Origin of the sequence: Nonomuraea harbinensis, from assembly GCF_019396385.1 — a bacterium.
In the GTDB taxonomy this organism is placed as follows: Bacteria; Actinomycetota; Actinomycetes; order Streptosporangiales; family Streptosporangiaceae; genus Nonomuraea; species Nonomuraea ferruginea.
In genome coordinates this window covers 215,183-235,628 of record NZ_JAHKRN010000009.1, presented here as the reverse complement: position 1 = coordinate 235,628, position 20,446 = coordinate 215,183, and the positions used below count along the sequence as shown (strand labels likewise).

The 20,446-nt window shown below is 70.9% G+C and carries 17 protein-coding genes; 12 read left to right on the top strand and 5 right to left on the bottom strand.

From position 1 onward, the window contains the following. Positions 1-113: 113 nt before the first annotated feature. The 4 genes from KME79_RS12855 (at position 114) to KME79_RS12840 (ending at position 8,051) form a co-directional block, all read left to right on the top strand. On the top strand, positions 114-1,139 hold the full coding sequence (locus KME79_RS12855; RefSeq protein ID WP_219544610.1) for a LacI family DNA-binding transcriptional regulator: 1,026 nt from the start codon (positions 114-116) through the stop codon (positions 1,137-1,139). Positions 1,140-1,213: 74 nt separating this feature from the next. Further along, positions 1,214-3,142 carry an Ig domain-containing protein gene (locus tag KME79_RS44770; protein ID WP_246639720.1) on the top strand — a complete coding sequence of 643 codons (1,929 nt, stop codon included), beginning with the start codon at positions 1,214-1,216 and terminating at the stop codon, positions 3,140-3,142. A gap of 275 nt (positions 3,143-3,417) precedes the next feature. Further along, a complete protein-coding gene (locus KME79_RS12845; protein ID WP_219544609.1) occupies positions 3,418-4,806 on the top strand; it encodes a glycoside hydrolase family 43 protein in 1,389 nt (462 codons plus the stop codon). Continuing rightward, positions 4,803-8,051, top strand: coding sequence for a discoidin domain-containing protein (locus KME79_RS12840; protein WP_219544608.1), 3,249 nt, complete (start codon positions 4,803-4,805; stop codon positions 8,049-8,051). Before KME79_RS12845 ends, KME79_RS12840 begins: the two co-directional genes overlap by 4 nt. Positions 8,052-8,070: 19 nt before the next feature. Here KME79_RS12840 and KME79_RS12835 read toward each other — a convergent pair whose 3' ends face one another. Together KME79_RS12835 and KME79_RS12830 are read right to left on the bottom strand one after the other, a co-directional pair. Further along, complete coding sequence (locus KME79_RS12835) at positions 8,071-8,994, bottom strand: glucosyl-3-phosphoglycerate synthase (RefSeq protein ID WP_219544607.1); 924 nt, start codon at positions 8,992-8,994, stop codon at positions 8,071-8,073. Between the two features lie 42 nt (positions 8,995-9,036). After that, positions 9,037-10,509 carry a helix-turn-helix domain-containing protein gene (locus KME79_RS12830; protein ID WP_372452420.1) on the bottom strand — a complete coding sequence of 491 codons (1,473 nt, stop codon included), beginning with the start codon at positions 10,507-10,509 and terminating at the stop codon, positions 9,037-9,039. Positions 10,510-10,767: 258 nt separating this feature from the next. Between KME79_RS12830 and aceA the strand changes: the two genes are divergently transcribed. From aceA to KME79_RS12815, 3 genes are all read left to right on the top strand, one after another. Further along, entirely contained in the window at positions 10,768-12,054 is a 1,287-nt protein-coding gene (aceA, locus tag KME79_RS12825; RefSeq protein ID WP_148032372.1) for an isocitrate lyase, read from the top strand. 140 nt (positions 12,055-12,194) lie between these two features. Beyond that, a complete protein-coding gene (locus tag KME79_RS12820) occupies positions 12,195-12,728 on the top strand; it encodes a SigE family RNA polymerase sigma factor (protein WP_308248890.1) in 534 nt (177 codons plus the stop codon). Beyond that, complete coding sequence (locus KME79_RS12815) at positions 12,725-14,026, top strand: TolB family protein (RefSeq protein WP_219544606.1); 1,302 nt, start codon at positions 12,725-12,727, stop codon at positions 14,024-14,026. Before KME79_RS12820 ends, KME79_RS12815 begins: the two co-directional genes overlap by 4 nt. Here the strand turns inward: KME79_RS12815 and KME79_RS12810 are convergent. After that, positions 14,019-14,852 (bottom strand): siderophore-interacting protein, encoded by an 834-nt coding sequence (locus KME79_RS12810; protein ID WP_219544605.1) that lies wholly within the window; start codon positions 14,850-14,852, stop codon positions 14,019-14,021. The genes KME79_RS12815 and KME79_RS12810 overlap by 8 nt on opposite strands. A 129-nt stretch (positions 14,853-14,981) precedes the next feature. Continuing rightward, positions 14,982-15,962, bottom strand: a complete 981-nt coding sequence (locus KME79_RS12805) for an alpha/beta hydrolase (protein ID WP_219544604.1) — start codon at positions 15,960-15,962, stop codon at positions 14,982-14,984. Positions 15,963-16,311: 349 nt separating this feature from the next. Between KME79_RS12805 and KME79_RS12800 the strand changes: the two genes are divergently transcribed. From KME79_RS12800 to KME79_RS12790, 3 genes are read left to right on the top strand one after another with little or no spacing between them, the layout of a single operon-like run. Further along, complete coding sequence (locus KME79_RS12800) at positions 16,312-17,007, top strand: ABC transporter permease (protein ID WP_308248889.1); 696 nt, start codon at positions 16,312-16,314, stop codon at positions 17,005-17,007. Next, positions 17,000-17,788 carry an ABC transporter permease gene (locus tag KME79_RS12795; protein WP_219544603.1) on the top strand — a complete coding sequence of 263 codons (789 nt, stop codon included), beginning with the start codon at positions 17,000-17,002 and terminating at the stop codon, positions 17,786-17,788. The genes KME79_RS12800 and KME79_RS12795 overlap by 8 nt, the downstream gene beginning before the upstream one ends. 2 nt (positions 17,789-17,790) lie before the next feature. Further along, positions 17,791-18,540, top strand: coding sequence for an ABC transporter ATP-binding protein (locus tag KME79_RS12790; protein WP_246639719.1), 750 nt, complete (start codon positions 17,791-17,793; stop codon positions 18,538-18,540). Here KME79_RS12790 and KME79_RS12785 read toward each other — a convergent pair. Then, a complete protein-coding gene (locus KME79_RS12785) occupies positions 18,537-18,995 on the bottom strand; it encodes a hypothetical protein (RefSeq protein WP_246639718.1) in 459 nt (152 codons plus the stop codon). The genes KME79_RS12790 and KME79_RS12785 overlap by 4 nt on opposite strands. A gap of 146 nt (positions 18,996-19,141) precedes the next feature. Here KME79_RS12785 and KME79_RS12780 point away from each other — a divergent pair, with 146 nt between their 5' ends. Both KME79_RS12780 and KME79_RS12775 read left to right on the top strand, forming a co-directional pair. Next, positions 19,142-19,678: an MFS transporter gene (locus tag KME79_RS12780; RefSeq protein ID WP_219544601.1), complete on the top strand. Its 537-nt coding sequence runs from the start codon at positions 19,142-19,144 to the stop codon at positions 19,676-19,678. 48 nt (positions 19,679-19,726) lie between these two features. After that, the gene (locus KME79_RS12775; RefSeq protein ID WP_219544600.1) at positions 19,727-20,437 is read left to right on the top strand and encodes a YcnI family copper-binding membrane protein; all 711 of its coding nucleotides are present in this window, start codon (positions 19,727-19,729) and stop codon (positions 20,435-20,437) included. Positions 20,438-20,446 lie beyond the last annotated feature (9 nt).

Below are 20,446 nucleotides of genomic sequence, written 5' to 3'. Positions count from 1 at the left end.
GGAGAGAGAAAACGGTGGGAATAGGTTTTCTCAACCCGGAGGGTAAGGTGTGATACACCACGGGTCAAGAGGTGGGCGGCCACGCTAAGGTGTGACCGCGAAGGGGGAGTCGGTTGGCCAGTCCATCCGAGCGGACGGCGAAGACCGTCACGATCAGAGACGTCGCCGCGGCCGCGCAGGTGTCGATCGGCACCGCGTCCAAGGCGCTCAACGGCCGCGGCCGCATGCGCGCCGAGACCCGCGACCGGGTCCTCACCGCCGCCCGGCGGCTCAGCTTCCGCCCCAACCCGCTGGCCCAGGGCCTGCTGGCCGGGCGCACCTACACGGTCGGCCTGGTCACCGGCGACAGCTTCGGGCGCTTCAGCATCCCGGTGATGCTCGGCGCCGAGGACGCGCTGGACGCGGGCCAGATCTCGGTGTTCATGTGCGACACCCGCGACGACCCCATCAGGGAGCGACACTACGTCGAGCGACTGCTGGCCAGGCGGGTCGAGGCGATCATCGTCACCGGCCGGCGCACCGAGCCGAGGCCCGGCATCGGGCGGCTGCCCGTCCCCGTCGTCTACGCGATGACGCAGTCCACCGACGAGGGCGACGTGTCGCTCGTCCCCGACGACGAGGGCGGCGCCGCGCTGGCCGCGCGCCACCTGCTGGCCACCGGCCGCACCCGCGTCGGCCACATCACCGGGCCACGTCGGTTCCAGGCGGCGCGGCGGCGCGCCCAGGGGCTCACCGCCGCGCTGGCCGAGGCCGGGCTGCGGCCGGCCGGGGAGGTGCTGTTCGGGCAGTGGAGCGAGGAGTGGGGCAGGCAGGCCGCCGACGTGCTGCTGCACGCCGCGCCCGACGTCGACGCCGTCTTCTGCGGCAGTGACCAGATCGCCAGGGGCGTGGCCGAGACGCTGCGCGAGCGGGGCCGGCGGGTGCCCGACGACGTGGCGCTCGTGGGGTTCGACAACTGGGAGCCGATGGCGCTGGGCTGCCGCCCGCCGCTGACCACGGTCGACATGAACCTGGGCGAGATCGGCCGGCTGGCCGCCCGGCACATCATGGACGCGATCGACGGGCGCCCGGCGGCGGGCGGGGTGACGGTCGTCCCGGCGAGCCTGGTGATCCGCGAGTCGACCCGGCGGACGGGCTGACGGTTGACGGGCGCTGTGGGACATCTTACGGTCCCGGTTGGGAAAACCTATTCCCAACTCACGAGGAGTCCAGTATGGACCGTGGATCCCGCCGCACGCGTTCGGCCGTGGCGGCGCTGTTGCTCAGCTCCTTACTCACCGGCGGTGTGACGACACCCGCGCATGCCGCCTCCCCCGCCGAGGTCATCGACCTGTTCGGCAGGACCGTCAACGGCCACGGCGTCCAGCTGGTCGACTGGCAGGGCTACCTGGCCAACCCGTACGTCGAGCTCACCGTCAAGCCCCCCGCCGACGCCCGCTACCCCGTCACCGTGGACCTGAAGGCCGAGGGCACGTCCCGGCTGATGATGGACCTGCCGAGTCAGCTCACCGCGACCGGCGCCACCAAGACGCTCACCTTCGCCAGCGCGGCCGAGCGGAAGACGTTCAAGCTCGCGATCCACTCCAGGCGCGGCCCCGGCCAGGACGAGACCCACACGCTGCGGCTGTCCGTCAGGGAGGCGGGCGGCGCGACGTCCCAGCAGTCGATGCCGATCCGGGTGCAGCAGGACGAGAAGACGCCGCTGGAGCCGACGCTGCCGGTCACGTTCGACTACCGGTTCGACACGATCACCGGCTACTTCTCGGACCCCGCGTTCAGGACGGCGTCGGAGGAAGCGGTCAAGGACTGGTTCCGGTTCTTCGACATGGCGCCGTTCGACACCGTGGCCGCCGGCGCGGAGACCAACCACCTGCCGGGCGACGACTGGCAGAACACGATCACGGTCACCAACCAGACCGCCTACAACGGCATGTACGTGTTCTTCAGAGGCATCCAGACCCCGTACTCGACCGGCTACCCGGCGGCCAACGGCCGCTACAGCGCCAGGAACGGGCAGCAGCTGCCGGGCCCGCTCCACCGCTCCACGTCGATGATCTTCGAGTACGACGAGGCGGGGAAGCGGCTGTTCACCTCGCTCGCCGACGAGGACTGGTACCGGACGGAGATCCAGGGCGACGTGCTCGACGTGCACGGCCTGGTCATGCACGAGTACGGTCACGCCGTCGCCTTCCACAGCGACTGGGCGGGCATGCGCGCCTACGTCCAGGGCGGCGGGAACGACCCGGACGTCTCCGCCTACCAGGGCTACCCCGTGCCGCTCGATTCGAGCTACCACATCCCCGGCGAGCAGCGGTACTGGGACCGGCTCAGCGGCCAGAGCGGCGGCTGGACCCATCTGTTCCCCACCCGCAGGTGGATGCTGACGAAGCTCGCGCTGCTGGTGGCCGAGAACGCGGGCTGGCGGCTCAACCGCGAGCTCACCCCGTTCCTGCCGCCGTCCATCGTCACCACCTCGCTCCCCCAGGCCACCCCGGGCGCGGCCTACCAGCAGCGGCTGACCGCCAAGGGCGGCGTGCCGTTCTACGACTGGCAGATCGACGGCGGCACGCTGCCGGCCGGACTGAGCCTGGACCGGTTCACCGGCGCCATCACCGGCACCCCCACCACGGCCGGCACGTCCACGTTCACCGTCAGGCTCCGCGACTACGACCGGCTCAGCACACCGGTGACCAGGACGTTCACGATCACCGTGGGCGGCGGCGCGGCGAACCTGGCCGGGACCGCCACGCCGACGGCCTCGTACACCTCGCCCTGGGAGAGCGTGGCGGCGATCAACGACGGGATCGACCCGCCGCGCTCGAACGACACCGCCAACCCGCGCTGGGGCACCTGGCCGCAGACCGGCGCCCAGTGGGCCGAGCTGACCTGGCCCGGCAACCAGACGATCCGCTCCGCCGAGGTCTACTTCTTCGACGACGGCGGGGGCGTGCGGCTGCCGGCCTCCTGGAAGCTCCAGCGCTGGACGGGCAGCGGCTACGCCGACATCCCCGGCACCTACCCGGTGGCGCCGAACGCCTACAACCGGGTCACGTTCGACCCTGTCAGCACGACCAGGCTCAGGGTCGCGCTGCAGAGCGGCCCGGCGTCGGTCGGGCTGCTGGAAGTGAAGGCCTTCTCCTGAACGCGGTGAAAGGTTTTCGGTCCACCAGCCGCTGTTGAGCCCCCATGGCCGCTTCCGCCGGCAGAGGGGCCGGCCCTGGAAAGAAGGCGGCTTCGAAAACCTTTCACTAGGCTCTGACCTGCTCGAACATGACTTCTCGAAACTTGGGTCTTGACGGTTTCTGCGGTGCCGCGAACACTCGGGTGAACCAAGAACGCACCTGCCTTCCGAGGCGAACCGTGATGTTAGCGCTAACACGATCGTCTCAAGAACCCCCCAGGTAGGAGGACCCGTCCATGTCCCGATTAAGAGCCCTGGCCGCGCTGTTCGCGGTCGCCCTGCTCCCCGCCCTCGCCGCGCCCGCCTCCGCGGCGGCCCCGATCACCACCTCGATCTACACCGCCGACCCGGCCGCCCTCGTCGCGGGCGACACCCTGTACCTCTACACCGGGCGTGACGAGGCCCCGGCCGGCGGCACCAACTTCGTCATGCGCGACTGGCACGTCTTCAGCTCCACCGACGGCACGTCCTTCACCGGCCACGGCGCCCGCCTCTCGGTCTCCAGCTTCCCCTGGGCCGGCGCGGACGCCTGGGCCAGCGAGGTCGAGCGCGGCGCCGACGGCCGCTACTACTGGTACGTCTCCGTCAACGGCAACGGACCCGGCTGGATGAACATCGGCGTGGCCGTCGGCGACAGCCCCCTCGGCCCGTTCACCGACGCCAAGGGCGGGCCGCTGATCAGCGACAGCACCCCGAACTCGTCCCCGCTGAACATCGACCCGACCGTGTTCACCGACGACGACGGCCAGGTCTACATGTACTGGGGCTCGTACTACGGGCTGCGCGCGGCCAAGCTCAGGCCGGACATGGTCACCCTGGACGGCCCCGTCGTCACCCCGCAGGGCGTGTCGAACTTCTGGGAGGCGCCCTGGATGTTCAAGCGCAACGGGACCTACTACCTCGCCTACGCGGCCAACGACTCCGGGTGCTCGGCGCCGAACTACGCGTGCATCCGGTACGCCACCGCGAGCAACCCGCTCGGGCCGTGGACGCACCGCGGGGTCGTGCTCGACCAGGTCAGCTCGACGACGAACCATCCGGCGATCATCGAGTTCAAGGGCCAGTGGTACATGGTGTACCACAACGCCGCCGCGCCGGGCGGCGGGAACTTCCGCCGCTCCGTCACCCTCGACAAGCTCTACTGGAACGCCGACGGCACCATGCAGAAGGTCGTCCAGACCACCGGGCCGGGAGGCTCGCAGAACCTGGCCCTGTCGGCGACGCCGTCCACCTCCTACGTGTCCCCGTGGGAGACGCTCGGCGCCGTCAAGGACGGGTACGCGCCCACCGGTTCGGCCGACCACAGCCACGGCGCCTACGGCAACTGGCCGCAGCAGGGCACCCAGTGGGTCGAGTACCAGTGGCCGGCCGCCCAGAGCGTCAGCAGGGTGGAGACGTACTGGTTCGACGACGACCTGGGCATCGACCTGCCCGCCTCCTGCCAGGTGCAGTACTGGAACGGCAGCGCGTACGTGAACGTGCCCGGCCAGTCGGCGTGCGGCGTCGCCCCGCACACCTTCAACGTCACCACGTTCAACGCGGTCACCACCACCCGGCTGCGGCTGAACATCACCTCGAAGAGCGGCTACTCGACCGGTGTCCTGGAATGGAGGGCGCTGTCATGAGACGGATCCTCACCGCCCTGCTGCTGGTCGCGGCGACGCTCGTGGCCGGCGCCCCGGCGCAGGCTGATCAGACCATCGGCTATCCGACCTTCGGCGGCCCGGCGATCCCCGCCGTGCCGGCCGCGTACACCGCGGGCGACATGATGCGGGCCATCTACGACGCCGAGAGCTCCGGCACCGACTTCTGGATGGACCGGTTGCTGGCCAGGCCAGGCAACGACCCGGCGGGCACCTGGCTGATGACGCGGGGCCGCGCCCTGTTCATGAAGACGCACACCCCGTCGGTCATCGGGTTCGGCGGGCAGGTCGCGTACTGGGAGAGCATCAGCAACCAGAACGCCTACAGCATCGCGCTGGGCTCCGGAAGCTGGGCCGAGCAGCCCGGCCAGCGCTGGCAGGCGCCCAGCCACTGGAAGAGCGTGCACACCAGCGGCTCGCTGGTCGCCAACGTCACCAAGTTCATCACCAACGAGAACGTCGCGGTCACCAACGTGGCCGTCACCAACAACGGCGGTTCGTCGGCGACGCTGAACCTGCGCGCCACCTCGCCCTACGCCACCTCCGGCAGCGGCAGCGAGCTGACCGGGCAGGTCAACGCCTACAACAACCTGACCACGATCTACCCGCGGCTGTCCGGGGACGGGTTCACCGTCAGCTCCGGCGGGCTGAACCGGTCGGTCACCGTGGCCGCCGGGCAGACGGTGACGGTCAAGGTGCAGATGGGGTTCGTCACCAACGAGCTGCCCGGGTCGCTCACCGAGTACAACGCCTACCGCGGCCACTCCCCCGCCACCGCGTTCGCCACGCACGTGCGGGAGTACAACCGGTGGTGGGCCGACAACGTGCCCTACATCGACGTGCCCGAGCCGGCGATCAAGAAGAACGTGTACTACCGCTGGTGGCTGATGCGCTACAACCACCTCGACGCCGACATCCCCGGGCAGACCTTCCAGTTCCCCACGTCCATGGAGGGGGTACTGGGCTACAACAACGCGATCGTGCTCACCCAGCCGATGCACATCGACGACCTGAAGTACCTGCGTGACCCGGTGTGGTCGTACGGGCCGTGGCTGTCGATCGGGCAGACCTCGAAGAGCGGCCGGTTCGCCGACAACCCGGGCGACCCGGAGAACTGGTCCAACAGCTACACGCAGTACGTCGCCGAGGCGGCGTGGAAGAGCTACCAGATCCACGGCGGCCAGCCCGGCATCGTGGGCAACCTGGCCCGCTACGCCGAGCAGGACGTCAAGGGGCAGCTGTCCTTCTACGACCACGACAACGACAAGGTCATCGAGTACGACTGGGGCGCGCTGACCGGCAACGACGCCGACGCCGTCTCCTTCCACTGGCGTTCCGGCTGGCTGGACCGGGCCGAGGGCGCCTACCAGTACAGCGGGGCGAAGGCCGCGGCGCAGGCGTACTCGCTGCTGGGCAACACCGCCAAGGCCAACGAGATGAACACCCTGGCGACCGACATCGGCAACGCGCTGGTCAACGTGCTGTGGAACCCGAACCGGCAGTTGTTCGAGCACCGGCACGTCTCCACCAACGAGTGGGTGCCGTGGAAGGAGATCAACAACTACTACCCGTTCGCGGTGGGGGCCGTGCCCAACACCGCCACCTACCGGCAGGCGCTGCGCCTGTTCGACGACCCGGCCGAGTATCCGATCTTCCCGTTCTACACCGCCAACCAGCGTGACAAGGCGGCCTCGGGCACGGGCAGCAACAACTTCTCCACGATCAACTCGACCGTGCAGTTCCGGCTGCTCTCCTCGGTGCTGCGCAACTACCCCAACGAGTGGATCGACGCCACCTGGTACAAGAAGCTGCTCTACTGGAACGCCTGGGCGCAGTACGTCGGCGGCAACACCCAGTGGCCCGACGCCAACGAGTTCTGGGCCGACTGGAACGGCAGCAGCATCCAGTACCGCTCCTGGATCCACCACAACATCCTGGGCAGCAGCAACTGGACCGTGATCGAGGACGTCGCGGGCCTGCGCCCCCGCTCGGACGCGCAGGTGGAGCTGAGCCCGATCGACATCGGCTGGTCCCACTTCACCGTCAACAACCTGCGCTACCGCAACAGCGACCTGACCATCGTCTGGGACGATCCGGCCGACGGCGTGGTGCGCTACGCCGGGATCCCCCAGGGCTACTCCGTCTACGTCAACGGGGTCCGCCGGGCGACGATCGACCGGCTGGCGCCGCTGACCTACAACCCGGCCACCGGCGCGGTCACCACCTCGGCGAACGTCCTCTACAGCAGCGCCGCGTCCGGCATGCAGGCGCCCGCGCAGGTCTCGCACACCGGCGCCCGCATGGTGGACATGCTCGCCAAGGCGGGCGTCGACCTGACGGCCGGCCTCACCAACCTGGCCGCCATGGGCTCGGCCACCGCCTCCCACACCGGGTCCGGCACCAGCGTGGCCGGGGCGCGCGACGGCCTGCCGACCAACGAGCCGTTCTGGGGCGCGGGCGGCTCGCCCAACAGCCAGGACTGGTACGAGGTCAACTTCGGGTCGCCGCAGACCTTCAACGAGGTCTGGCTCCACTTCCGTGACAGCCGGCCGGCCGGCGGCACCTACCGGGCGCCCGCGTCCTACGACATCCAGTACTGGAACGGCAGCTCCTGGGTGACCGTGAGCAGCCAGGTCAAGTCGCCCGGCGCCCCGCGGGCGAACCTCAACAAGGTCACGTTCACCCCGGTCACGGCCCAGCGGGTGCGGATGCTGGCCGCGAACGCCTCCGGGTCCAAGGTGGGCCTGACCGAGTTCAAGGTGGTCAACCGGGGCGGCGTCCAGCCTCCGGCCAACCGGGCGCTGTCGGCCACCGCGTCCTGCTCCCACACCTCGGCGTGGGAGAGCTGCGCCGCCGTCAACGACGGCGGCGAGCCGGCCAGCTCTAACATCCCCGGCCCCAACCAGGGCACCCGCTGGGGCACCTGGCCCGAGACGGGCCAGCACTGGGCGGAGCTCACCTGGTCGTCGGCGCAGGCGCTCAACCGTGCCGACGTGTACTTCTTCGACGACGAGCAGGGCATCGACATGCCGGCGTCGTGGAAGCTGCAGTACTGGAACGGCAGCGCGTACGCGGACGTCCCGGGCGCGAGCGCCTACGGGCTGGCCAAGAACCAGTACAACACCGTCACCTTCTCCTCGGTGAACACCACCCGCCTGCGGGTGCTGCTCACCGGCAACGGCTCGTCCTCCGTGGGCCTGCTGGAGGTGAAGGCCTTCGGAACGTAGGACCCGGCGTCGTCCTGCCTCACCGCAGTGTCAGCATCGGGGGTCGTTCGGCGATGGAGACGTCGCTGCTGACCACCCGGTGGCCGCCCGCGCAGCGGCGGAACTGGTCGAGGCAGGACGACAGGTCGTGGCAGCGGCCGAGTTTGCCCTGGCGGAGCAGCCGCGAGTAGGCGGCCAGCATGATCTGGGCCGCCATGTTGCCCAGGGCCTCGGTCGACTGCGGCGCGTGCTCGCGGGAGCCCAGGTCGACCTGGGCGAACGCGTCCAGCCCTGCCAGGTCGAGCAGGTCGACGAGCAGCCCGAGCTCGACCCCGTACCGGGTGAGGAACGGCACCCGCTCCAGCGCGGAGCGGCGGCCGGCGTACTCGCCGGCGAGCGGCTGGACGAACCCGGCGAGCTGGGGCCAGTGGAGGTTGATGAGCGGGCGGGCGACCAGTTCGGTGACGCGGCCGCCGCCGTTGGGTGCGCCGTCGAGCGGCCGGTCGTAGCAGCCCTTGGCGTAGGCGACGCTGCGGTCGGTGAGCAGCGGGCCGAGCAGTCCGCTCACCAGGGACGACTGGAAGCCGCGGATGTCGGCGTCGACGAACGCCACGATGTCGCCGCTGGTGACGGCGAGGGACTTCCACAGCGCCTCGCCCTTGCCGTCGAGCGGGCCCAGCTCGGGCAGGATGGCGTCCTGGGCGTGCACGTCGGCGCCGGCGCGGGCGGCGACGGCGGCGGTGTCGTCGGTGGAGCAGGAGTCGATGACCACGACCTCGTCCACGAGGCCGCCCAGCTCGTCGAGGATGACGCCGACGATGTGACCCACGGTGTCGCGTTCGTCACGCGCGGGTAGAACCACGCTGACAGACGTGCGGCCCTTCGCCTCGGCCAGCTCGCGCACCGGCCAGTCGGTCGTGCGTGTGGTGCGGCGCCGCAACCAGGTCCGAACTTCAGGCAGCATGCGACCACCCCCGTTCATCCCCTGAGTTCTGCCCTCCGAGGGTCAACCCGTGACGGCGTGGCGCTCCAAGAATGTGTAAACATCCGCCTCGTCGACGCCGGGGAAGGAGCCGGGCGGCAGGGCGGCGAGCACGTGCGAGTTGGCGCGGGCCGACGGCCAGGCGTAGCCCTCCCAGCGCTCGGCCAGCGCGGTGGGCGGGCGGCGGCAGCAGTCGCCGTTGGGGCAGGTGGACTTGGTGCGGTTGGTGGTCTCGCGGCCGCGGAACCAGCGCGACTCCTTGAACGGCACCCCGAGCGTGATGGCGAAGTCGCGCTCCCGTGACGGGTCGACGTGCGCGACGCAGAAGTAGGTGCCCGTGGGCGAGTCGGAGTACTGGTAGTAGACGGAGAAGCGGTCGGGCGAGGCGAACACCTGGCGGCCCGACCACTGCAGGCACATCCGCTGCCCCTCGATGGCGCCCTGCTCGTCGGCGGGGAAGACGATGCCGTCGTTCTCGTACGCCTTGTAGATGATGCCGCCGGCGTCGTTGCGGACGAAGTGGCAGACCAGGTCGAGGTGGTGGGTGGCGAGGTTGGTGAAGCGGTGGGCGGCCATCTCGTAGGAGACCGCGAACACGTCGCGCAGGTCCTCCACCGACAGCGCCCGGTCGGCCTTGGCCTCCTGCAGGTAGACGGCGGCGGCCTTCTCCGGCACGAGCACGGCGGCGGCGAAGTAGTTGGCCTCGGTGCGCTGGCGCAGGAAGTCGGCGAAGTCGCGGGGCTTGTTGTGGCCGAGCGCGAGGTGGCCGAGCGTCTGGAGCAGGATGGTGCGCGGGGTGTGCATGCCGAGCTGCTCGTGCTTGACGTAGATGCGGCGGTTGCGCATGTCGGTGATGGAACGCACCGACCGGGGCAGGTCCTGGGCGGTGTGCACGGTGTAGCCGAAGTGGGTCACCAGACTCTGGATCATGCTCTGCGACAGGGCGCCGGCGCGGTAGCCGACGGCGCCGAGCGCCTCGGCGGCGGCCTGCTCGATCTCGGGGAAGTAGTTGCCCAGCTCGCGCTGGCGGCGGCGCAGCTCGGCGTTGGCGGCCCTGGCCTCCTCGGGGGTGGCGGTGCCGCGCGCCTCGCGGGAGCGCAGCTCGCCGTAGAGGCCGAGGATGTGTTCCAGCACGTCGTTGGGCACGCGGGCGGAGACCTTGAGACGCGGCAGCCCGAGGTCGGCGTAGATGGGGTCGCGCTGGGCCTCTTCGAGGGCGATCTCCAGCTGGGCGCGGCGGTTGGGCGGCTGGCGGCGCAGCAGCTCCTCGACCGGCACGTTCAGCGCCGAGGCGAGCGACTTGAGCAGGGAGAGCTTGGGCTCGCGCTTGCCGTTCTCCAGCAGGGAGAGCTGGCTGGGCGCCCTGCTGACCCGTTCGCCCAGGTCGGAGAGGGTGAGCCCGCGCTGCTTGCGGAGGTGGCGCAGGCGTTGCCCGAACGCGATGAGATCGAGCTCATGCGTCAAAGTCAGCGGTTCTTCACCCAGCAAGGACGCCATGCACGCATCTTAGTCGGAAATTCCGCTCATCTTCTAGACGTACGGGAGGCGCCCGCAGGCCCTGTGAGGCCGGGCACACCACCTCTGACCAGTGGTCTAGTCCATAGGGAAAACTCTCGATTTTTTCTCCCATGAAGACCGGCCAGTAGTTGCGTTTGGCGGAAATTTGCAGGTTTTTCTCTCCCGTTCTGGCTGTTGCCGGGGGTCACGGGGGCACAGACTCGGCATACGCCCCAGGGGACGACAAAGGAGTGAACGATGAACGATCGCCTCAAGGGAGCCGCCGAGCAGCTGCGGGACGAGTGGGAGAACGACCCGCGCTGGGCCGGCATCGAGCGCACCTACAGCGCCGAGGACGTGATCCGGTTGCGTGGCAGCGTCCAGGAGGAGCACACGCTCGCCCGGCTCGGCGCCGAACGGCTGTGGAGCCTGTTGCACACCGAGGAGTACGTGCACTCGCTCGGCGCGCTGACCGGCAACCAGGCCGTGCAGCAGGTGAAGGCCGGGCTGAAGGCCATCTACCTGTCCGGCTGGCAGGTCGCCGCCGACGCCAACCTGGGGGCGCAGACCTACCCCGACCAGAGCCTCTACCCGGCCAACTCCGTGCCGGCCGTGGTGCGCCGCATCAACAACGCGCTGCTGCGCGCCGACCAGATCACCTGGTCGGAGGGCCGGGAGGACGCGCCGCACTGGCTGGCGCCCATCGTGGCCGACGCCGAGGCCGGGTTCGGCGGCGTGCTCAACGCCTTCGAGCTGATGAAGGGCATGATCGCCGCCGGCGCCGCCGGCGTGCACTGGGAGGACCAGCTCGCCTCCGAGAAGAAGTGCGGCCACCTCGGCGGGAAGGTGCTCATCCCGACCGGCCAGCACATCAAGACCCTCAACGCCGCCCGCCTCGCCGCGGACGTCGCGGGAGTCCCCTCACTGGTCATCGCGCGGACCGACGCCCAGGCCGCGACGCTCCTGACCAGCGACGTGGACCCGCGCGACCAGGAGTTCTGCACCGGCGAGCGCACCGCCGAAGGCTTCTACCGGGTGCGCAACGGCATCGAGGCGTGCATCGCCCGCGGCCTCGCCTACGCCCCGCACTCCGACCTGCTCTGGATGGAGACCGGCACGCCCGACCTGGACGTGGCCCGCGAGTTCGCCGAGGCGATCAAGGCCCGGTATCCGGACCAGATGCTGGCCTACAACTGCTCGCCTTCCTTCAACTGGAAGCAGCACCTGGACGACTCCACCATCGCCAAGTTCCAGCGCGAGCTGGGGCACATGGGGTACAAGTTCCAGTTCATCACCCTCGCCGGGTTCCACTCGCTGAACTACTCGATGTTCCACCTCGCCCAGGGGTACGCGACCGACGGCATGACCGCGTACGTGGACCTGCAGGAGGCGGAGTTCGCCGCGGAGGCGCACGGATACACCGCCACCCGCCATCAGCGCGAGGTCGGCACCGGCTACTTCGACCTGGTCAGCACGGCCATCTCGCCCGACTCCTCGACCACCGCGCTCAAGGGGTCGACCGAGGAGGAGCAGTTCGCCCACTGACCGCATGAGCTCGCCGGTTACCTCCAGGGCATGGGTGGTTCCCCCCGGCGAACGGCCGCGCCAGACCTTCCCCGGCCTGGCGCGGCCGACCCATGTCCGCCAGCCCGTGCAACGGATCGGCCGCGTTCCTTCTCTGAGAGGTGGAAGGAATCGACGGAAGGCTGGAGCAGGTGGATGGAGACGCCCGATTCGCGGAGTTCGTCGCCGAGCGGGGTGAGGCGCTGATGCGCTACGGCTACGTGCTCGCGGGCAACCCGCACGACGCCGCCGACCTGGTGCAGGAGGCGCTGCTCAAGGTGCGGGCCGCCTGGCCGCGGCTGCGCTCGAAGGACAACCCCGAGAGCTACGCGCGCACCACGATGGCACGGCTGCACATCGCGGCCTGGCGGCGGCGCAGACGCGAACAGCTCACCTGGGAGCCACCTGACAGGGAGCACCGCGACGCGCTGCCCAGCGGCGACGAGCGCGCCATGTGGCTGGCGCTGTCCGGCCTGCCCCGCAAGCAGCGCGCCGTCCTGGTGCTGCGCTACTACGAGCAACTCGACGACGCCGAGATCGCCAAGGTGCTCGGCGTCTCCCGCGGCACCGTGCGCAGCCAGGCGTCGCGGGCGCTGGACAAATTGCGCGCCGCCGTCCCCGCCGAGTGGAGCGCGGTCGGGGAGGGAGCGCGATGAACCGGACGCCCGACGTGGAGGACACCCTGCGCAGGACGCTGCGGCAGGCCGCAGGCCAGGCGCCCGGACTGCCCGCCGAGGCGGCCGCCTCCCAGGTGGAGGCCCGCTACCGGCGGCGCAGGCAGCGCAGGCAGGCGCTGCTCGCCGGCGCGGCGGTCGTGGTGATCGCGGGCGGGGTCGCGGGCGGCCTGCGCGCCGCAGACCGGGCCGCCGACCGGGCCGCCACCGTGACCCCGGACGCGACGGCGACGGCGGCAGTGTCGCCGCCCGTGTCGCCGGCTGTGTCGCCGCCCGTGTCGCCGCCCGTGTCGCCGGCCCAGTCCCACGCCCCGTCCTACGACGTCAAGCCGGAGCCGATCGGATCGGTGTGGCCGGAGGCGCTGCGCGAGGTTCCCGCCAAGACGCCCGACGGCAAGAAGATCCAGCCGATCCTCCTCCTCGACGACCGGACCCTGCTCGTCTCCACCTGGGCCTCGTTCGAGAAGACCGACGCCCTGTACGCCTACGACCTGGACACGCTCGCCCTGCGCGAGATCACCCACGTGGTGACCCCCGAGGGGACCGTGCTGTTCGCGTCGGGCTTCGACGCCGCAGGCGGGCACGTCGCCTGGTGGACGCAGCTCAAGGACGGCACCGCCCAGATCTGGGCGGCTCCCCTGACGGGCGGCGAGGCACGGGTCATCGGGAGCCGCGAGCTGGACGAGCGCGGCGTGGACAAGGTCGAGATCGTCGGTGACCGGGTCGCGTTCTCCGCCCGCTCCGGGGGCGTGTTCACGGTCCCGCTCGGCGGCGGTGAGGTGGAGCCGGTCGCGAACGGGGCGGGCATGCACCTGCTGTCCTGGCCGTGGATCGGCACTCCCGGCCCGTACGGCGCGGGCGAAGGCACACGCTACGGCCTGATCCGCAACCTGCGGACCGGCGAGACCGACCGGGCCCTGGTACGGGACGGCGAGCGGGTGCATGCCTGCGGCGTGACGCTCTGCGTCGGCAGCTCCGGGGCGGCCCCCTTCCACCGGATGCGCGACGGCTCCCAGCAGCAGGAGCTGCCCGGCGGCATGGCCAGGACGCCGCCCGCCCTGGATCGCTTCCACGTCGCCTCGGTCCGCTACGGCCGGCACGCGGGCGGCGTCGCGCTCTTCGACCTGCGCACCGGGGCTTCCGCCGACCTCGGCATTCCGTCGAAGCGTACGGCGGGCGGATTCAGCCTCATGAGGCCCGGTTTCGACGACGACGGCAGGTTGCTCGCCTACCCGGTCGGGGACACCCTGCGCGTGATCGACGTCACGAAGATCAAGTGAGGATGGCGGCTTCCTCGGCCTCGACCTGCTTGTTCCAGTCCTTCTTGACCGCGCGCCACGACTCGTCGTCCGCTCCGGCCCGCCAGTAACCGGAGATCGACAGGTGCGCCATCGGGATGCCCAGGCCGACCCGCAGGTGGCGGCGGAGCTGCTTGACGAACCCGGCCTCGCCGTGCACGAACGCCTGCACCCGCCCGGCCGGGAAGCCGAAGGAGCACACCGCCTCCACCAGGGCCTGCCCGACCGGGCGGTCGCCCCGGTACAGCCAGACCACCTCGACGTCGCCGGGGGTGCTCAGCTTGATCTCCTCCTCCGGCCCCGCCACCTCGATGAACGCGAACGCCCGCGCCCCCTCGGGCAACGCCTCCAGGGACGCGGCGATGGCGGGCAGCGCGCTCTCGTCACCGGCGAACAGGTGCCAGTCGGCCTCCGGGCCGGGCGCGTAGCCGCCGCCGGGTCCGATCATGAGCAGCTCGTCACCCGGTCCGGCGTTGGCCGCCCACGGGCCGGCCAGGCCCTCGTCGCCGTGGTAGACGAAGTCGAGCGTCAGCTCGCGGGTGTCGGGGTCCCAGGCGCGCACGGTGTAGGTGCGCAGCCGCGGCCAGAACTCGCGCGGCATGGTCTCCCGTACCTGCTTGACGCTGAACGGCTCGGGGTAGTCGACCCCCTCGTGCGGGAACACGATCTTCACGTAAGTGTCGGTGTGGCCGGACGTCTCGAAGTCGCGGAGTCCGTCACCTCCGACGATGACCCGGATCATGTGCGGCGCGATGCGCTCGGTACGCAGCACGACGCCTCGGTGGTGATCCCTCGGCTTACCGGTCATGCGGAACAGCTCCTTGCTTAGGGGTGCCTAACCTACACTCTGCTCCCCGCGCGGCGTCAGCGCGATGCGAAATGTCACTCTCGCCCCTCTGCCCCTGTCCCGGCAGCCGATTCACCCCGTGCGCGACCTTCAGGCGGCGGCCTCGTCCTCCGCCGCCAGCTCCTCCAGACCGGCCACGGCCGCCAGGAACATCGCCATGTGCCGGAACGCCAGCCGCGCCTCCGGCAGCACGTCCGCCAGGATCGGGAACACGTGCGGCATGCGCGGCCACTCCTCGTACGTCACCGGCACGCCGCCGTCCCTGGCCCGCTCGGCGACGCGGCGGGCCTCGTCCCTGAGCACCTCGGTCGACCCGGTGACGATCATCAGCGGCGGCAGCCCGGTGAAGTCGCCGAGCACCGGGGAGACCAGCGGGTCGCGCGGGTCCAGCCCGTCGGTCCAGCGGCGGGCCAGCCAGCGCACCCGCCCGGCCGGCAGCATCGGGTCCTGCCAGCGGTTCGCGCGCCGGGGGAAGTCGGTCAGGTCGGCCCAGGGCGACAGGCACAGGGCCGCCGACGGCAGCGGCAGGCCGCGGTCACGCAGCGCCAGCAGCGTCGCCAGGGTCAGGTGCCCGCCCGCGGAGTCGCCCGCGATGATCATGTCTTCCGGCTCGTACCCGCGCCCCAGCAGACAGTCGTAGGCTTCGAGGGAGTCGCTCAGCGAGTCGGCCAGCTTGTGCACCGGACCCTGGCGGTAGTCCAGCGCCAGCACCGGGCGGCCCGCCACCGCCGACAGGCGCCAGGTGATCGGCCGGTGCGTGCGGGGTGAGCACGAGAAGTAGCCGCCGCCGTGCAGATACAGCACCACCTTGTGCTCGTCCAGCGTGTCACGCCCGCGCACCCACTCGCCGCCGCACGCGGAGAACGCGGCGGGAACCAGCGAGACGTGGTCGGGCGTCGCCGCGGGGAGCAGCCTGACCAGCTCTCCCAGCTGGGACGCGGCGGTCAGCGCCAGGGCGTGGCGCAGGAACAGATGGGAGGCCGGCTTGAGGGTGTGACGCATGAGGCCGGTGAGAGCGCGGGCCTGCCAGCTCAGTGGATACTCGGGAGCGACATCCCTGTCCAGGTGCATTTCGGGCCTCCGGCATGTTGATTCCCCGCCAGAACATCGCTCTACCCGTCGGTAAGTATCTCATCGCTTTTCCCGGACATTTCGGCAATGCTGCCTGCTAGAGGGTTATGCCCGCCGACGCCGGGGCGCCATCTATCCCGTTGCCAACCGCTGACCGCCGGTTGGATAATTCCAGGCCTTCCATCCGACCGGCCCGTGCGCGCGCACGGTCCCGGGCACGCGCCGTCACCGTGCCCTCACCCTCCGGAGGTGCCAAACCATACCTCTCTACCTGCGACTCGCCCGGTACGGCTTCCGCAAGCACGCCACCTACGTCTGGGCCGCGCTCGCCGGCGCCTTCACCAACACCGTGTTCGGCATCCTGCGCGCCTACATCCTCATCGCCCTCTGGCAGGCCAGGCCCGGCCTGGCCGGCTACGACGTCGCCCAGGCCGTCACCTTCTGCTTCGTCACCCAGGCCTTCATCGGGCCGATGCAGCTGTTCGGCGGCGGCCTCGCCATCCCCCAGCGCATCCGCAGCGGCGACATCGCGCTCGACCTGGTCCGCCCCGCCCCGCTCCAGCTCTGGACACTGGCCGAGGACCTCGGCCGCGCCGGCTACCTCCTGCTCGTCCGGGGCATCCCGCCGATGCTCGTCGGCGCCGCCCTGTTCGGCATCGTCGTGCCCGACGGACCGGGCCGCTGGGCGGGGCTGCTCGCCGGCCTGCTCCTCGGCGTCATCACCAGCTTCGGCTGGCGCTACCTGGTGGCGCTGTCGGCCTGCTGGCTCGCCGACGACCGGGGCGTCAACATCGCCTCCACCGTGCTCACCACCTTCCTCAGCGGCCTGGTCCTGCCGCTGACGATCTTCCCCGGCTGGCTCGGCGACGTCGCCAGGGTGCTGCCCTGGGCCGCCATGGCGCAGGCCCCCGCCGACCTCTACCTCGGCACCGCCCCCGTCCTCGACACCCTCGCCTTCCAGGCGTTCTGGGCCGCCGCGCTGCTCGCCCTGGGCGCGCTCGGCACCCGCGCCATCCGCCACAAGGTGGTGATCCAGGGTGGTTAGGACCTACCTGCTCCTCGCCTGGACCTGGACCCGCGCCGCCGCCGCCTACCCCGCCTCCTTCGCGCTGCTCCTGGCGCTCGGCTGCGCCACCGCCGCGCTCGACCTCGCCGCCATCCTGATCATCTTCGCCAACACCACCTCGCTCGGCGGGTTCACCCGCGAGGAGGTCCTCTTCCTGTACGGGACCGCCGGGATCGCCTTCACCCTCACCGACCTGCTGTTCAGCAACCTCGACCGGGTCAGCGCGCACATCAGGGACGGCACGCTCGACACGTTCCTGATCCGGCCCGTGAACGCCTGGATCCAGATCGCCACAGACCGGTTCGTGCCCGCCAGGATCGGCCGCGTCCTACAGGCCGCCGCCGCCCTCGGCTACGCCCTCGCCGCGCTCGACCTGGACCCGCGGCGGCTCTGGATGGTGCCCGTCATGATCCTCTCCGGCGTGGTGATCTTCACCTCGCTCTGGACGCTGGCCGCAGCTCTCCAGTTCGCGCTGGTCGACGCACCGGAGGTGAGCAGCGCCTTCACCTACGGCAGCGCGCAGCTCGCCCAGTACCCGTTCAGCGTCTACGGCCGCGAACTCGTCCGCGGCGTCACGTACGTGCTCCCGCTGGCCTTCATCAACTGGCAGCCGGGCCTGTACGCGCTGGGCCGCGACGACCCGTTCGGCACGCCCGGCTTCATGCGCTTCCTCGGGCCCGTCGCGGCCCTCGTCCTCGCCCTGCTGGCCGCGCTCGCCTGGCGCCAGGGGCTGCGCCGTTACCGATCGACAGGGAGTTGACCATGACCATGATCGAGCTGAACCAGGCGGGCCGCACCTTCAAGGTGAAGCGGCGGACCGTGCACGCCGTACGCGACCTGACCTTCACCGTCGCGCCCGGGGAGTTCGTCGGCTACCTCGGCCCGAACGGCGCCGGCAAGTCCACCACGATCAAGATGCTGTGCGGCATCCTGACGCCCAGCTCCGGCACCGTGCGGGTGGCGGGTCTCGACCCGTCGCGCCGGCGCACCACGCTGGCCCGGCACATCGGCGTGGTCTTCGGCCAGCGCACCACGCTCTGGTGGGACCTGCCGCTCAAGGACAGCTTCGAGCTGATCCGGCTCCTTTACAAAGTAGATCGTAAAGTGTTCGCGGAACGGCTGGCGGAGCTGACGGCGACGCTGGACCTCGGCCCGTTCATGAGCACGCCGGTGCGCCAGCTCAGCCTTGGCCAGCGGATGCGCGGCGACCTGGCCGCGGCGCTGCTGCACGCCCCGGAGGTGCTCGTGCTCGACGAGCCCACGATCGGGCTCGACGTGGTGAGCAAGGCCGGCATCCGCGAGTTCCTGGCCAGGATCAACGCCGAGCGCGGCACGACCGTGCTGCTGACCACCCACGACCTGGGCGACATCGAGCGGCTGTGCCGCCGCGTGATGCTGATCGACCACGGCCGGCTGGCCTTCGACGGGACGCTGGACGACCTGATGGCGAGCGCTCCCGGCCTCTCCTCCATCGAGGAGGTGGTCACCCACCTCTACACCGCCGGGCGCTAGTAGTAGCTGCCCTCCCGGGTCTGCTCCTCGTAGTCGTCGTCGTCCTCGTCGTAGCGGCGCGCCCAGCGCGAGGGCATCAGCACCGGGATGAACAGCGCGACGCCCAGGAGTGCCAGCACGCCGCCGCGGAGCAGGATGTGGGCGCCGGAGACGATCTCCCTGACGATGCCGTTCACCGCCGGGCCGTCGGGCAGCAGGGTCAGCGCCCGGTTCGCGTCCAGCGCGTACACCACGGTCCAGGCCAGCAGGACCATCGACGGGATGAAGGTGGCGACCGGTGACACCCGGCCCGCCACCACGAGCCCCACGACGAGGCCGACGGCGGCCATGGAGCCCAGCGCGATCCAGAGCGACGGGCCGACCGGCGGTGCGGCCTGGACGTCCGCCATCGTCTGCTGCACCGCCCAGCCGCCACCTCCCAGCACGGCCGCGGTCACCACAAGCCCGAGGAGCAAACCACCTAAGTGCCGCAACGTTCTCACCTCATGTCGACGTGGTCGGCACGACCCTAGCGAACAAACGCCGCGAATCACCCGGTCATCACGCGGCTTCCCGCTTGAGCTTTCGCACGTCTTCTGCCCGTGGCACCATGAGCACACTCATGCGAGCGCACCTGCCTTTCCGGCTCATCCGGACGGCGGCCTTCGCCGCCGTCTGTGTGCTCCTCGCGGCCCTGGCCCACTGGCTGAGCGGCGGATCGCGGCCCCCGCCGTGGACCCTGCCGGCCGGGGGCGGCGCGGTGTTCGGGCTCGCCGCCGCGCTGGGCGGCAGGGAGCGCTCACCGGCCCAGGTCGGCTGGCTGCTGGTCGCGGCCCAGCTCGGGCTGCACGAGCTGTTCGGCGGCGACGGCACGGGCTACGTCGCCGCCCACATCCACGGGCAGGGGCTGGGCGAGGCGCTCGGCATGCTGGTGGCCCACCTGACGGCCACGCTCCTCACCGGCTGGTGGCTGTCGCGCGGCGAGGCCGCGCTCTGGGCGCTGCTGCGCCGCCTGGCCCGCCGCCTCCTGTTCCCCCGGCCCGTCCCCGCGCGTCCCGCCGCCCGGCCGCCCGTGCCCGTCGTACGGGTGCGCGACGTGCCGCCGGACCCGGCGGTCCGCCACAGCGTCACCAGGCGAGGTCCTCCACTTCCCGCCTGACCTGCTGACACCTCTCATCCCCTATGCCCACCAAGTGGAGTTATCGCCATGTCCTTCTTCAGACGTGCGGCGACCGTGCTCGCCGCCACCACCGCTCTCACCGCCGCGCTCGCCCTGCCCGCGCTGGCGCACGTCACGATCAACCCCGGCACCGCCGTCGCGGGCGGGTTCACCAAGGTCGCCTTCCGGGTGCCGAACGAGCGCGACGACGCCAGGACGACCAAGATCGAGGTGACCTTCCCCACCGATCACCCGCTGGCGTTCGTCTCCGTCAGGCCGGTGCCCGGCTGGACCGTCAAGGTCACCGAGGGCAAGCTGCCCAAGCCCGTCACCACCGAGCACGGCGAGCTCACCGAGGCCGTCACCACGATCGCCTGGTCGGGAGGTGAGATCGGCCAGGGCGAGTTCCAGGAGTTCGAGGTGTCGATGGGACGGCTGCCGACCGGGGTCGACCAGCTGGTGTTCCCGACCAAGCAGACGTACTCCAGCGGCGAGGTCGTCTCCTGGGCCGACGCCCCGGCGGCCGACGGGTCCGAGCCGGAGCACCCGGCGCCCGTGCTCAAACTGACCCCGCCCGCCGAAGCCTCCCCCACGGCGTACGCCTCCCCGGCCGCCGGCCCCACCGCGGCGCCGGCCGCGTCCGGTGCGGCCCCCGCCTCCTCGGACGGGACGGCCCGCCTGCTGGGCGGCGCCGGCCTCGCCGTCGGCGTCGCCGGCGTGGTGATCGCCGTCCTGGCCCTCCGCCGCCGCCCCTCCTGATCAACACCT

What these genes read in the sequence shown, in the direction of transcription:
- KME79_RS44770 (WP_246639720.1), top strand. Translation starts at nt 1,214, where the DNA reads ATGGACCGTGGATCCCGCCGCACGCGTTCGGCCGTGGCGGCGCTGTTG.
- KME79_RS12845 (WP_219544609.1), top strand. Translation starts at nt 3,418, where the DNA reads ATGTCCCGATTAAGAGCCCTGGCCGCGCTGTTCGCGGTCGCCCTGCTC.
- KME79_RS12840 (WP_219544608.1), top strand. Translation starts at nt 4,803, where the DNA reads ATGAGACGGATCCTCACCGCCCTGCTGCTGGTCGCGGCGACGCTCGTG.
- KME79_RS12835 (WP_219544607.1), bottom strand. Translation starts at nt 8,994, where the DNA reads ATGCTGCCTGAAGTTCGGACCTGGTTGCGGCGCCGCACCACACGCACG.
- KME79_RS12830 (WP_372452420.1), bottom strand. Translation starts at nt 10,509, where the DNA reads ATGGCGTCCTTGCTGGGTGAAGAACCGCTGACTTTGACGCATGAGCTC.
- aceA (WP_148032372.1), top strand. Translation starts at nt 10,768, where the DNA reads ATGAACGATCGCCTCAAGGGAGCCGCCGAGCAGCTGCGGGACGAGTGG.
- KME79_RS12815 (WP_219544606.1), top strand. Translation starts at nt 12,725, where the DNA reads ATGAACCGGACGCCCGACGTGGAGGACACCCTGCGCAGGACGCTGCGG.
- KME79_RS12810 (WP_219544605.1), bottom strand. Translation starts at nt 14,852, where the DNA reads ATGACCGGTAAGCCGAGGGATCACCACCGAGGCGTCGTGCTGCGTACC.
- KME79_RS12805 (WP_219544604.1), bottom strand. Translation starts at nt 15,962, where the DNA reads ATGCACCTGGACAGGGATGTCGCTCCCGAGTATCCACTGAGCTGGCAG.
- KME79_RS12790 (WP_246639719.1), top strand. Translation starts at nt 17,791, where the DNA reads ATGACCATGATCGAGCTGAACCAGGCGGGCCGCACCTTCAAGGTGAAG.
- KME79_RS12780 (WP_219544601.1), top strand. Translation starts at nt 19,142, where the DNA reads ATGCGAGCGCACCTGCCTTTCCGGCTCATCCGGACGGCGGCCTTCGCC.
- KME79_RS12775 (WP_219544600.1), top strand. Translation starts at nt 19,727, where the DNA reads ATGTCCTTCTTCAGACGTGCGGCGACCGTGCTCGCCGCCACCACCGCT.